10 protein-coding genes are annotated in these 13,226 nt (G+C 73.6%); 7 read left to right on the top strand and 3 right to left on the bottom strand.

What is annotated here, in order from left to right; translation table 11 throughout:
* The first annotated feature begins 118 nt into the window (after window positions 1–118).
* Genes DA085_RS17895 through DA085_RS17885 form a run of 3 tightly spaced genes read left to right on the top strand, consistent with a single transcriptional unit; the run spans window position 119 to window position 4,687 of the window.
* Window positions 119–1,093: an AAA family ATPase gene (locus DA085_RS17895; protein ID WP_109474359.1), complete on the top strand. Its 975-nt coding sequence runs from the start codon at window positions 119–121 to the stop codon at window positions 1,091–1,093.
* A gap of 10 nt (window positions 1,094–1,103) precedes the next feature.
* Window positions 1,104–2,363, top strand: coding sequence for a DUF58 domain-containing protein (locus DA085_RS17890; RefSeq protein WP_109474358.1), 1,260 nt, complete (start codon window positions 1,104–1,106; stop codon window positions 2,361–2,363).
* Window positions 2,360–4,687: a transglutaminase TgpA family protein gene (locus tag DA085_RS17885; protein ID WP_109474357.1), complete on the top strand. Its 2,328-nt coding sequence runs from the start codon at window positions 2,360–2,362 to the stop codon at window positions 4,685–4,687. The genes DA085_RS17890 and DA085_RS17885 overlap by 4 nt, the downstream gene beginning before the upstream one ends.
* 23 nt (window positions 4,688–4,710) lie before the next feature.
* Here the strand turns inward: DA085_RS17885 and DA085_RS17880 are convergent, their stop codons facing one another.
* The 3 genes from DA085_RS17880 to DA085_RS17870 all read right to left on the bottom strand — a co-directional run bounded on the left by DA085_RS17880 (window position 4,711) and on the right by DA085_RS17870 (window position 8,576).
* On the bottom strand, window positions 4,711–5,457 hold the full coding sequence (locus DA085_RS17880; RefSeq protein WP_109474356.1) for a hypothetical protein: 747 nt from the start codon (window positions 5,455–5,457) through the stop codon (window positions 4,711–4,713).
* Between the two features lie 120 nt (window positions 5,458–5,577).
* The gene (locus tag DA085_RS17875) at window positions 5,578–6,096 is read right to left on the bottom strand and encodes a cell wall-binding repeat-containing protein (RefSeq protein WP_109474355.1); all 519 of its coding nucleotides are present in this window, start codon (window positions 6,094–6,096) and stop codon (window positions 5,578–5,580) included.
* A 149-nt stretch (window positions 6,097–6,245) separates the two neighbouring features.
* The gene (locus tag DA085_RS17870) at window positions 6,246–8,576 is read right to left on the bottom strand and encodes a coiled-coil domain-containing protein (RefSeq protein WP_154402247.1); all 2,331 of its coding nucleotides are present in this window, start codon (window positions 8,574–8,576) and stop codon (window positions 6,246–6,248) included.
* 181 nt (window positions 8,577–8,757) lie between these two features.
* On the opposite strand from DA085_RS17870, the gene DA085_RS17865 reads away from it, so the two are divergent.
* The 4 genes from DA085_RS17865 (at window position 8,758) to DA085_RS17850 (ending at window position 13,170) form a co-directional block, all read left to right on the top strand.
* Window positions 8,758–10,194 carry a sensor histidine kinase gene (locus DA085_RS17865; RefSeq protein ID WP_109474353.1) on the top strand — a complete coding sequence of 479 codons (1,437 nt, stop codon included), beginning with the start codon at window positions 8,758–8,760 and terminating at the stop codon, window positions 10,192–10,194.
* A 55-nt stretch (window positions 10,195–10,249) separates the two neighbouring features.
* Complete coding sequence (locus DA085_RS17860; protein ID WP_237565594.1) at window positions 10,250–10,882, top strand: response regulator; 633 nt, start codon at window positions 10,250–10,252, stop codon at window positions 10,880–10,882.
* Window positions 10,883–11,006: 124 nt separating this feature from the next.
* Window positions 11,007–11,663: an ABC transporter ATP-binding protein gene (locus tag DA085_RS17855; RefSeq protein ID WP_109474351.1), complete on the top strand. Its 657-nt coding sequence runs from the start codon at window positions 11,007–11,009 to the stop codon at window positions 11,661–11,663.
* The gene (locus DA085_RS17850; RefSeq protein WP_109474350.1) at window positions 11,638–13,170 is read left to right on the top strand and encodes a hypothetical protein; all 1,533 of its coding nucleotides are present in this window, start codon (window positions 11,638–11,640) and stop codon (window positions 13,168–13,170) included. The genes DA085_RS17855 and DA085_RS17850 overlap by 26 nt, the downstream gene beginning before the upstream one ends.
* Window positions 13,171–13,226 lie beyond the last annotated feature (56 nt).

Here is a 13,226-nt window from a genome sequence, read left to right as displayed (position 1 = left end):
CGTCACCATGCGCTCGGTCGGGAGGGGCGGCGTCGGCAGCGCAACCTTCTGGGGCCCCGACCACGTACTCTTGCCGAAGACCCGTGAACGCACCTCGATACTCAGGCAGGATCCGGATATGACCGTCAACGCAGACGCAGCACCCGACCTTGCCACCGTGCAGTCGGTCGCCAGCGAGATCCACCGGGCGATCAGCACGGTGATCGAGGGCAAGGACGAGGTGGTGCGCACCGCGGTCACGGTGCTGCTAGCCGAGGGGCACCTGCTGGTCGAGGACGTGCCGGGCGTCGGCAAGACGATGCTCGCCAAGGCGCTGGCCAAGTCGATCGACTGCGACGTGAGCCGCGTCCAGTTCACCCCGGACCTGCTGCCCAGCGACATCACCGGGGTCAACGTCTTCAACCAGAACTCGCACTCCTTCGAGTTCCGCAAGGGCGCGATCTTCGCCAACATCGTCGTGGGCGACGAGATCAACCGGGCCTCCCCCAAGACGCAGTCCGCGCTCCTGGAGTGCATGGCCGAGCGGCAGGTGACCGTCGACGGCACCACCTATCCGCTGCCCGGCCCGTTCCTGGTGATGGCCACCCAGAACCCGATCGAGATGGAGGGCACCTATCCCCTCCCCGAGGCACAGCGCGACCGGTTCATGGCGCGCATCTCGATGGGCTACCCCTCCGGTGCCGCCGAGCTGGCCATGCTGGAGAGCCACGGGGACCACGACCCGCTCGGCGCCCTGCAGGCCGTCACCGACGGCGAGACCGTGCAGCGACAGATCCAGGCGGTCCGCCGGCTGCACACGGCTCCGGCACTCCGGGAGTATGTCGTGGCTCTGGTCACGGCGTCCCGGCGTCACGGGTCGCTCCGGCTGGGTGCCTCGCCCCGCGCGGGCCTGCACCTGCTGGGGGCGGCCCGGGCCAACGCGGCCCTGGCGGGCCGCGACCACGTGCTGCCCGAGGACGTCCAGGCGCTCGCGCCGGCCGTGTTCACCCACCGCCTCATGCTCACCGGTGAGGCCCAGCTGACGGGACGGACGACGGGCGACGTGGTCGACGACATCCTGCAGCGCACCCCCGTGCCGTCCGGGCGCCGCTGAGGAGCGTGCCGTGCGTGCCCCGGGGGTGCTGACGAGTCGGGGACAGATGTTCCTGGGTCTGGGGGCCGTCGTGGCCGTGGCCGGGATCGTGCTGGGCTACCGCGACGTGACCCGCATCGGGCTGCTGCTGGTGATACTGCCGCTGCTCGCTCTGCTGCTGGTGCGGCCCAACCTGCCGGCCCTGCGGGTCACCCGCACGGTCACCCCCGCCCGGCTCAGCCCCGACCAGCAGGGCACGGTGGAGGTCGAGTTCACCAACGTCGGCCGGCGCCCCACCCCGCTGTTCCTCGCCGAGGAGCAGTTCGACTACGCGCTCGGGGACCGCCCACGCTTCCTCCTCCCCCGGATGGTGTCGGGCGAGGGGCGGCGGCTGCACTACACGGTGCGCAGCCGCCACCGCGGCGCGTTCCCGGTGGGGCCGATCACGCTGCGCCGGCGCGACCCGTTCGGCCTGACCCACGTCGCGCTGCAGCTGCCCGCGACCGTGGAACTGCTGGTCCTGCCGCACGTCTGGGACCTGGGCCAGCGCCGCGTGGCCGGGCAGGGCCGTGGCACCGAGGGCGAGCTGCCGCAGATGGTCTCCCTGCACGGCGAGGACGACGTGTCGATCCGCCAGTACCGCGACGGTGACGAGCTGCGCCGCGTGCACTGGCCGGCCACCGCGCACCGCGGCGAGATCATGGTCCGCCAGGAGGACCGGCCCGCCCGGCGCCGGGCGGTGCTGCTGCTGGACTGCCGGTCCCGGGCCTATCCCGGCTCCGGCTACCAGGCCTCCTTCGAGTGGGCGGTCAGCGCCGTCGCCTCGCTCGCCCGCCACCTGATCAAGGACGGGTTCGTCATCCACCTGCTGACCCACCGCACCGTCGAGGACGGGTCCGCGAGCGTGCAGATCGGCCTCGACGAGGCACTGGCCGTCCTGGCCCGGGCCCACCCCGACCAGGACTCGAGCATGGAGCCGCTCGCGGCCGCCGCCCACAGCTTCACCTCCGGCGGCGTGCTGCTCATCTCGGTCGTCGTCGCCCACGACGAGGCCGAGCTGCGCAACCTGGCCGCCGTGCGCGAGCCGGGGTCGGCCGCGATGGCGATGGTGCTCGACCCGGCGGCCTTCACCGGCGGGGGCTCCAATGACCGGGACCGCGCCACCGCCGGCGCCCACACCGCGCTGCTCACCCAGGCCGGCTGGCAGACCGTGCTGGTCGGCCCCGAGCACTCGGTCCCCGGCGCCTGGGAGCAGCTGCGCGCCACCCGCCGCACGGGGGTGCTCGCATGAGCTTCAACCTGGATCGCGGCATGTGGCCCGAGGCGGCACTGGCGGCCGTGGCCACCCTGGCGGTGGCGTGGCCGCTGAGCAAGCTGCTCGAGGGCGGCGGCTGGATCGGCCCAGCCATCCTGATGGTGCTGCTCGTCGCGGGGGTCGGGTCGGTGCTGCGCAGCCTGGACCTCGACCCGACGGTGGTCGTGCTCGGGCAGGCCTTCCTGGCCGGCGCCGTGCTGCTCTGGCGCTACCTCGGGGACACGCTCGCCTACGGCATCCTGCCCTGGTCCGACACGCTGGACCGGATGACCGAGCTGCTGCGGCTGGCCGGGCGCACCCTGCAGACGTATGCCGCTCCGGCACCGACCAACGAGGGCGTCGAGTTCCTCATCGTCGCGGTCCTGACCCTCACCGCGATCTCGGTCGACTCGATCGCGGTGACCGGCCGCGCTCCGGCGACTGCCGGCATACCGCTGGCCGCCGCCTTCCTGGTCTCGGTGTCCAACAGCGGCGAAGCGATGCAGCCGTGGTTCTTCGCCGCCGCCGGGCTGGCCTGGCTGCTCATGGTCGCCCAGCAGGGCAACCGCCTGGTCAGCGGCTGGAGCTCGGCGGACCGGCGGGAGTCACTGGGCTCGCACGACGTATCGTTCGGGCCGACCGGGCACCGGCGCACGGCCCGGGTCCTGGCCGTCGTCACCGTGCTGGGCGCGCTCGTGGCCGCCTCCGTGCTGCCGCACCTGCCGCCGACCTTCTTCGCCGAGGGGCTCGCGCGCAACGCCGACGGCCGCTCCGTCGGTGACACCGGTGGGCAGGTGAGCTTCACCGAGACGATGGATGTCACGGCCGACCTCAACAACCAGTCCACCGAGCCGGTGCTGCGCTACCGCACCCAGACCATGCCGCAGGAGCCGTTGCGGGTCACCGCGTCCCACGTCTTCGACGGCGAGCGCTGGCTCTCCCCCGAGTACGACCCGACCGAGGCCGTGCAGGGGCGCCTGGCGCCCAACCCGGGCACCGCCCTGCCCGGTGTCGACGAGGCCGTGGTCCGGGAGCGCGCCGAGCTGTCGGTGCTGAGCAACAACGTGCGTGCACCCAGCCTGGCCGTGCCGAGTCCCGTCGCCGAGGTCACCGCCGACACGGAGATGCGCTGGGACCCGGCCACCGCCGCCGTGCGGGTGAACGACCCCGTGGACACCTACGACGTGACCTATGTGCGCGTCGCGCCGGACGGTGCCGCCGACCTCCCCGAGGGCATCGGCGACGTCGAGGCCGACCCGCAGCAGTTCGAGCAGTACCTCCAGCCCTCACCGAACGGGCGGGAGACCTACGGCCAGCTCAGCGACCAGATCGTGGGCGAGGCGACGAACGACCTGGAGGTCGCCTCCCTGCTGCAGCAGCACTTCCGCAGCGGGCTCTACACCTACTCCCTGGAGCTGGCCCCCGGCCCCAGCGACAGCCAGCCGATCGAGCACTTCCTCGTGACGCAGCAGGGCTACTGCGTGCAGTTCGCCACGGCGATGGTGATGATGGCCCGTCACCAGGGCATCCCGGCCCGTATGGCGCTCGGTTTCCTTCCCGGGGAGCGCCAGCCCAACGGGTCGTATACCATCATTGCCTCCCTGGCCCACACGTGGCCGGAGCTGTGGATCGACGGGATGGGCTGGGTCCGCTTCGAGCCGACCCCCGGTGTGCGCACCGGTCCCCCGCCGTCCTACACCCAGCTGGACACGTCGACCGCGGAGGCGGACCCCACCCTGGGTGAGTCGGCGACCCCGACGGGCGTGCCGACGCAGGAGCCGACCGGCTCCGCCGAGGAGGACGGCTGGTGGGACACCACCGTCGACGCGCTCCGCGACGCCGGGCCGATCCTGGTGCGCGCGCTGCTGGTGGTCATCGGGATCGCCCTCATCATGGCAGCCGTCGCCGTTGCCGGGCGCCGCCACCGGGAGGCGGTGCTGCGCCATGCCGCCACGCCGCAGGAGCGGATCGAGGGACAGTGGGAGCTGCTCAAACGCTCCCTGGAGGACTACGGCATCAACCCGCCGCCGGACAAGAGCCCGCGCGAGATGGGCAGCCACTACGAGACGCAGGCGCGCCTGGACCGTCCGGCCGGCGAGGCCCTCGGCCGGGCCACCGCGACGCTGGAGCGCGCCCGCTACGCGCCGACCGTGCGCACCGCGGACACCGACGACTCCACGATGCACACCGACATCATGCGGGTGCTCGACGCGGTGTCGGCGAAGCTGCCGTGGAACATCCGCCTCAGCGCAAAGCTCTTCCCGCGCAGTGGTGTCCACTACATCCGCTCGATCGTGCGGCGCTGGCTGCGGCTGTCCTGAGCCGAGCCAGGCACCGGACAGGATCAGAAGTCGCCGAACCCGCCGAAGTCGCCACCGAAGTCGCCGCCCAGGTCACCGCCGAAGTCCGCGCCCGGGTCACCTCCCTGGTCGGCGCCGCCGGCACCGGCGTCTGCGGCTCCAGGGTCACCGGCTGCGGCCTCACCGGTTCCGGCCTCGCCGCCTGCCGCGTCACCACTCTCGGCCCCGGCGTCCTCGGCGCCGGCCTCACCCGCCTCGGCCGCCTCGGGCGACTGCTCGTAGCCGCCGAGCAGGCTCTGGGCGATGACGGAGCCGACCACGACGCCGGCGATCGTGCCCAGCAGCGAGCCACCGAGCACCGATCCGAACCCTGGCCCGGCGAAGGAGCGCTGGAGCGTCCCCGGCTGCCGCATCTCCGCCCGGGTCGCCGCGCGTGCCATCGCCTGTGGGTCGTCACCCTGCGGACGCTCCTCGGGCGGGAGGTCGGTGCTGAGGGTCTGCAGGACCTGCTGGCGCTGCTCCGGGGTCAACCGCGCGAAGGCCTCCGCATGCATCTGCTCGACCTGCTCCGGCGGCGCGGTGCGCAGCAGGTAGCGGTAGCGCGCGATGGCCCGCTCGTCCTCGCTGGCAGGCCGGGCCCGCTCCTGGGGAGTCGGCGACCCCGGGTAGGCGGTCGGCTGGCTCGGTTCCTGCGGATACGGCTCCGGCTGTGCAGGCGGCTGCTGCCCCCACTGGCCGGTGGGCTGCTGCCCGCCCTTGTCACGTCCGAGAAGTCTGTCGAGGAATCCCATGCGGTTCCAACGTCTCCGCCCGGACGAGGGTTCCGGGCACAGGAGGTCGTCGTCAGGACGGTCTGTCCCGTCCCGGCTGCTCGTGACCGCCGTCTCGAGCTGGGCGCTGGTGGTGTGCCGTCAGGGCTGTTCGGGGAGCGCCTCGCAGAGCGAGGGGTCGGCGAACTCCTTCAGCTGGTCGAAGACGGTGTCACTGATCGCGCCGACGCCACCCTGCACGTCGATGAAGCACGGTTGGAGCCTCGCCAGCTCCTTCTGCGTCGCAGAGGGGATCGTAGACCTCGTCACGAACAGCAACGGCCCGTCGCCCCAGTGGCTCAGGCCGATCCCGAGGGCATCCGGGTAGGTCTCGCCGCTCGCGATGTACACGGCAATCGTGTTGGTGCCGTCCCAGCCGTAGGCCTGCGCGACCGCAGCAGCGGTCTCATAGCGGTTGCCTCCGAAGACCCGGTTGACGCCGTCCTCGGAGACGACCTCGTGGGGCGAGGAGCCCGCGGTCTTGAGGGCCGACCGGGTGCTCTCTCGCTCACTGCCGCCGTCCTTCGCGGCGCCGGTGGAGCCGGCCACGGCCACGCCGGCCAGCGCCCCGCCGGCGACCAGCGACAGGCTCAGGATGCCGCTCACGATCTCACGCTTCATGTCAGGTGCTCCTCGGGTGGATAAGACCGGAATCGGGCTTGTCGTGTGCTGGGAGGAGGGTTCCGCGCACGGCCGCCGGGGAAGGCGGTGGGGGGTGCCGTGCGCGGAACCCTCAGGGGGCTGCCACTCCTGGAGGGAGTGGCCTGGGGTCAGCTGACGGCGCAACCGCCGAGGGCGATCGTGCCGTCGATCGTGGCGATCTGGGCCTGCACGTCACCGAGCCGGGTCTGCAGGTCCAGCACGACCGCCTGCTGCGCCCTGATGGCCGCCTGGTTGCGCTTCTTCTGCGCCTCTAGGTCGCGCAGCGTGTTCTGCGCCTGGGTCAGCTGGCCGTCCAGGGACTGGATGGTCAGCTGCAGCTCGGTGAGCCGTGCCTGCTCGGCCGCGGCCTCGGCGTCGAGCTGGGCGAGACGCTCCAGCAACGGGGTCACCCGCTGCTGCAGGGCCAGGATCTCGGCCTCCTTGGCCGCGATCTGGTCGTTCAGCACCGAGAGCCCGTCGCTGAGCCGGGTCACCTCACCCTCCAGCGTGATGACCTCGGCCTGCTGCGTGTTCACGGCTGCCTGCGCGGTGGCCACGGCCAGCTGCAGCCCGGGGAGCTGGTCCTGCAGGTCGGTGACCTCGGCCTGCTTGTCCGTCACAGCCTGCTGGGCTGACTCCAGGGCGGCCTCCGCGGTGACGAGGTCGGCGCGCAGCCCGTCGAGCACGAGCTGCTGGTCCCGCACCGCCTCGGTGGCAGCGGTCAGGTCACCGGTGGCGCTCTGCAGGTCGGCCTCGGCTCCTGCGACCACGCCCTCCTGGGCGGTGACGCGGGCGCTCGCCTCCGCGGCGGCGGTCTCGGCGGTCGCCAGGTCACCCTCGAGCCCGCCCAGGACCTGCTGCTGGTCGGTCACGGCCGACGTTGCTGCGTCCCGGGCGGCCTCGAGGACCGGCACCTGATCCCGCAGGCCGGCGACCTCGGCGGCCTTGGCCTGCGCCGCCGTCTGGGCAGCAACGAGCTCGTCCTGCAGCACCACGCCAGCACGCTGCAGCCCGCTGCTCTCGGCCTGCTTCGCGGCCAGCTGCCCGCTGAGCGCGTCCGCCTGTCCCTGCAGCGCGGCGAGGTCGCCCTGGAGCCCGCTGATCTCGGCGTCCTTGTCCGCGATCGAGCCGTTCACGGCGTTGAGCTCCGCCTGCTTCGCGTCGCGCTCGGCCTGCAGCGCACGCTTCGCTGCGCTGTTGCTGTTCGGCGGGAACTCGGTGTTGATGCGGGTGGTCAGGGCGGCGATCTGGCTCTCCAGCGTCGCCTTCTGCTGCTGGAGCCCGGCCAGGCTCCGCTCGGCCGCGGCGAGGTCGGCCGCCGTCGTGTCGATCTGGGCGTCCACCTCGTCCTGAGCTGTGACGAGGTCCGCGATCTCCGACTCCAGGTCGGCGACCGCCTGCGCGTTCGCGTCGACCAGGGCCTGCGCGTCGGCCGCGTCGGACTGCAGCCCGGCCAGCTCGCCCTCGGCGACCGCGATCGCTGCGGCCTGGTCCCGGACGGCCTGCTCGGCCCGCGCCGCCTCCCCCTGCAGGCTCTCCAGCGCTGCCTGGGCGTCACCGACCGCGGCCTGGGCCGCGACCACCGCGTCGGCAGCCGCCGTGGCGGCCTCCTGTGCGGCGGTCAGCTCCGCGACCGCACCCTCGAGGACTGCCTGTGCGGCATCGACCTTCTCCTGCGCCGCGCCCTGGTCGGCCACGAGCGCAGCCAGATGGGTCTCGGCCTCGGCGACGGCCGCCTCGGCGCCGGTCACCGCGTCCTGGGCAGCGACCTCGGCGTCCTGCAGACCCACGAGCTCGGTCCGCGCGGTGGCGAGCGCACGCTCCCCCTCGGCGAGGGCGTCGGCCGCCCGCTGGGCCTCGTCCTGCAGCTGCACCAGCAGGGCGCCGGCCTGCTGCAGCTCGGCCTCCGTGGCCTGCAGGGCAGCCCGGGCCTCGTCGCGCTCGCCCACGAGGACGTCCCGGGCACCCTGTGCCGTGGCCAGGTCACCCTGGGCGATCTCGAGGTCCGCGGCCACGAGCGCGCGCTCCGCCCCGAGACCCGCGAGCGTCTCCTCGGCGGCGGCTGCCTCTCCCTGGGCCGCGGTGAGGTCGGCCTCCAGCTGGGCCTGCTGCTCCAGGAGCTGGGCCTCCTGCTCCTGCAGCGCCGCGAACTCCGCGTCGAGGTCCGCGATCGCGGCGTCCGCCGCGGCGATCTCGCCGGTCAGGGTGTCGGCCTGAGCCTCCAGGGCCGCCCGCTGTGCCTGCAGGTCGGCGATCACCTCCGCGTTGCGCTTGGTCGCTGCCTTGAGCAGGTTGGTCTGGGCGTTGCCGCGGTGGGCGAGCTGGTTCACGACGCCGTTGCAGATGCCGGGAGTGCGTCCGTTGTCGGAAGCGCTGGCGACCTGGCCGGCCGATCCCAGCAGGCCGACCACCATCAGGGAGACAAGGGCCGCCCGGCGACCCGTGGAGGGAGTATTCATCGCTTGCTCGTGACCTTCCGTCGGTGCTCGGGTCCACGGTGATCCGAGTCCTGCCTAACGTAAAGACAAAGTAAAGAAAAGGTAAGGATCTGGACCGTTCAACTTTCTGAACGCACCGTTCAGATCAGGGGCCACCGGCTGGCCGCGTCCCTCCGGTCCGGCTGGACTAGGGTCGCCGACCATGGGCAGCAGCGTCAGACAGCGCGCGGCCGGCGGAGCGGCCCACGACGCTCGCACCGACGTGGCCCTGACCGCCGCCGGTTGGGCGCTCGGGCTCCTCCTCACCCTGCTGGTCGTCGCGGTCCCCTGGGTGGTGGTCGCCGTGCCCAGCCGGACGGCCCACCTGGTGCTGCACACCGCGGACGCATGCATCGCGCTGCTGGCGGCCTACCTGCTCTGGGGCCGCTACCTGCGGGCCGGACGGCTCTCGGACCTGCTGCTGGTGCAGGGGCTGGTCCTGCTCGCGGTCGCCGGCCTGGGTCTGTCCACCGTGACCGCCCTCCTGCTGGACGCCCCCCGCGGCACGCTGGACGCCTGGGTGCCGCTTGCCCTGCGGGTGATGGGCACCTGCCTGCTGGCGCTGGCCGCCCTCCCCCGCGCGACCCGCGTCCCGACACACCCCGTCGCCCGCGCCTGGACCGTCGCGCCGTGGGTGACCGCCGCCCTGGTGAGCGCGACGCTCTGGCTGGCCCGCGACATACTGCCGCCCGCCGTCGACACCCTGCCTCCCCTGGTGGGCTCACAGACCGAGCCGGTCCCCGGGCACCCGCTGCTGGCGGCGCTGCACCTGGTCACGGCCGTGCTCCTGCTGCTGGCGTCCGTGGGGTTCACCGCCCGGGCGGCACGGGACCGGGACGAGCTGATGCGCTGGCTCGGGCCCGCCTGCGCCCTGGGGGCCTTCGCCCGGGTCAACTACGCGCTGAACCCGACGCTCTACACCGACTGGCTCTATGCCGGGGACGTGCTGCGCACCGCCTTCCACGGGGTGCTGCTCATCGGGGCGCTGCGCGAGGTGCGCCAGTACTGGTCGGGCCTGGCCACGGAGGCCGTGCTGCAGGACCGGCGCCGCCTGGCCAGGGAGATCCACGACGGCGTGATGCAGGAGCTGAGCTATATCCGCTCGGTCGCCCACGACCTCCGCGGACACCACGCCGCTGCGGACCAGATCAGGGAGGCCGCGACCCGCGCCATGGACGAGGCGCGGGCGGCCGTGCACGCCCTGCGCCGGCTGGAGAGCGAGCCGCTGGCACAGGTGCTCCAGCACGCCGCCCGGGAGGTGGCCGACCGGCACGGGCTGACCCTCGAGGCCGACCTGGACCCGGCCGTGGAGACCGAGCCGGACCACGTGCACGCGCTGACCCGCATCGCGCGGGAGGCGCTGACCAACGCGGCCCGCCACGGCGCGGCGAGCACCGTGCACCTCACGCTGCGGCGGGACGGGGACGCACGGGTGCTGTCGGTGCGCGACGACGGGGGCGGTTTCGCGAGTGCGCGGCCGGAGACCCGGGGCGGGGGCTACGGTCTGCTCACGATGCGGGAGCGCGCCGAGTCGCTCCCGGGCACGCTGGAGGTCGACTCCCAGCCGGGACAGGGCAGTGTGGTGACGGTGACGTGGTGACGGGTGACGTGGTGACGGGTGACGTGGTGACGGGTGACGTGGTGACGGTGACGTGGTGACGGCAGAGCCGCTGACGGTGGTCATCGCCGACGACCACGCCCGCCTGCGCGCCCGGGTGAGGGAGGCCCTGGAGGCAGGGGGCTGCACGGTGCTCGGCGAGGCGGCAACCGCCGAGCAGGCGGTGCAGCTGGTCGCCCAGCACGGCCCCCGGGTGGCGCTGCTCGACATCAACATGCCCGGTGATGGCCTCGCCGCCGCCCGCCGGATCAGCACGGACCACCCGGACACGGCAGTGGTTATGCTCACCCAGTCCGAGGAGGACGAGGACCTGTTCGACTCGCTGCGGGCGGGGGCGAGCGGCTACCTACTCAAGGACACCGACCCCGCCGACCTGCCGGGGGCACTGGAGGGCGTGCTGCGCGGCGAGGCGGCCCTGGCGCCGGCGCTGGTGAGCCGCGTGGTCCAGGAGTTCCGCACGTCGCGTCCCCGGCGCAGCGCGGCGGCCTCGCTGCTGACCAACCGCGAGCTCCAGGTGATGGAGCTGCTCGCGTCGGGACGGTCCACCAACGAGGTGGCCACCGAGCTGTTCCTGTCGACCACCACGGTGCGGGTGCACGTGTCCGCGGTGCTGCGCAAACTGCGGGTCACGGACCGGGAGAGCGCCTTTCGCGTGCTGCGCGGGCGGTGACGACCGACGACCTGCCACGCCGTGCCACACCCGGACCGGGTCCCCTGAGCCGTGACCAGTGTGACGTGTGTTTCAGTAGTCCCGTGATTTCCCCCGCACCCCGGCCCTGGAGGCCTCTGGCACCATGGGTCCGGTGATCGTCGCCGAGGATGTCACCGTCGCCATCGCGCGCGGCGAGATCCTCCTGCCCCCCGTGAGCTTCCAGCTCGAGACCGGCTCCGCCCTCGCCGTCGTCGGCCCCAACGGCGCCGGCAAGACCACCCTCCTGCGGGTCCTGGCCGGCCTCGTCCGGCCGACGGCCGGCCTGGTGACGGTGGCCGGGGCGAGCATCGAGGAGCGCAACCCGGTGTTCCGCCGCCGCGTCGCGGCCCTGATCGGTATGCCGCCACTCGCCCGGGACCTGACCGTCCGGGAGCACCTGGTCCTGGTGGCGACGTCCTGGGGCACCCCCTCGGACCACGCGGCGCAGCAGGCCGAGGCGCTGCTGGACAGCTTCGACCTGACCCGGCTGGCGCGCCGGTTCCCGCACGAGCTGTCCTCCGGGCAGGTGCAGCTGTTCTGCCTCGCCCTCACCCTGGCCCGTCCGTTCAACCTGCTGCTCGTCGACGAGCCCGAGCAGCGGCTGGACCCGCACCGCCTCGAGCTGGTCGGCCGCGCGCTGGAGGAGCACGTCCGCGCCGGCACCACCCTCGTCTTCGCCAGCCACAGCGGTGAGCTGGTCACGCGCCTCGCCAACCAGGTGCTGGAGGTGGGCGGTGTCGGTCCCGCTGAGCGCGAGTGACCGGATCGGCACGGTCCGCCGCCTCCACCGCGACCGCACCGAGGGGCGCACCCAGGCCGACACCGCCTTCTGGGCCTATGTCGTCGTCCTCCTGCTGGCCATGGTGGTCGTCCCGCTGGTCCTCGGGATCGCCTCCGTCCTGGCCGAGCCGGAGGTCCTGGCGGCGCTGCGGTCGGACCGCTCCGACTCCGTGGTGGCCGCCGCGGCCGGCTGCCTGCTCGCCGCCGCGGCCGTGCTCGGCGCCCACCGCGGACCGGCGCACCTGCCCCCGTTCCTCGTGACCGTCCTCGCGGGCAACGACCTGCCGCGCGCCCGCACCCTGGCGCGCCCCTTCGTCACCTCCGCGGCCGGCCTGACCCTCGTCGTCACCGCCGCGGCGGCCCTGCCCGCCGTCGTGCTCCTGCGCGCGGGCGGGACAGGTGTCGCCGGTGCGGTCGCCTTCGTCGCGGGCTCCGCCTGCCTGGGGGCCGTCACCGCGACCGCCTGGCTGGCCGGGCAGCGGATCGGTCCGCGCCACGGCTGGGTGCTGCCCGTCGCGCTGCTCGCCGCGACGGCGCTGACCGCCGTGGCGCCGGCCCTGGCCGTGGTCACCCCCTGGGGGTGGGTGGCCGACCTGTGGCCGCCGACGGCGCAGGGCTCCCCGTGGGCGCTGCTCCCCCTGGCCCTGGTGACCCTGGTCTGCCTCGACGCCGTGCCCCGGCTGCTCAACCGGCTCCGCGGCCCGCTCCTGCTGGACCAGGCGGGCCGGTGGGAGATCGTCGGCACGGCCGCCTACACCGGGGACTTCGCCGCCGCCCTGGCGATGTTCCGCGCCCGGCCCCGTCTGGGCCGGGCCTGGTGGGCCGTCCCCACGGCACCGGCCCCGATCCGGTATGCCGTACGCGACCTGGTCGGCGCCCTCCGGACCCCCGTGCGCGGGCTGACCGGCCTGTTCTTCCTCGGCGTCGGCGGGTTCCTGACCGGTCTGGCCGTGGCCGGCACGGCCCTGCCTGCGTGGCTGCTGGCCGGTGTCGGCGCGGTCGCGACCTACGCGGGGCTGGGCACGGTCACGGACGGTTTCCGACACGCCGCCGACACCCGGTCCGCGCCGGCGCTCTACGGTTACGGCACGGCGGAGCTGTTCGGGCTGCACGCGCTGACCCCCGTCCTCCTCGCGGTGGCGGGGACCGTTGCCGGCGCCGTCGTCGCCCAGCGAGCCGGCTGGGAGGCCGCCGGTCTCCTCGAGGCCGGGCTGCTCGGCATACTCCTGGTGGTCGTCCGTGCCTATGACAGTGCCAAGGGGATGCTGCCCCTGATCCTGCTGACGCCCGCGCCCTCGCCGGCCGGCGACCTGTCGGGTCTGATGGTCCTCGCGTGGCAGGCCGACGCCCTGCTGATCTCGATCACCCTGGCCGTCACCCTGGCGCTCGCGACCACCGCCGCCGGTCTGTTGATGGGGCTCGGCGCCGCCATCCTGGGCGGCGCGGTCGTCATCGCGCTGACCGCGTGGCGCCTGCGCCAGCCGTAACCCGGCGGGTGTCCACTGAGTGGGACACCGGCCTTGTGGGACCCCACCTGCAGGGG

The sequence above is a fragment of the Ornithinimicrobium cavernae genome, assembly GCF_003121625.1.
GTDB classification, from domain to species: domain Bacteria; phylum Actinomycetota; class Actinomycetes; order Actinomycetales; family Dermatophilaceae; genus Ornithinicoccus; species Ornithinicoccus cavernae.
Note: the sequence above shows the minus strand (reverse complement) of the source record. Positions and strands in the feature narration are given on the sequence as shown.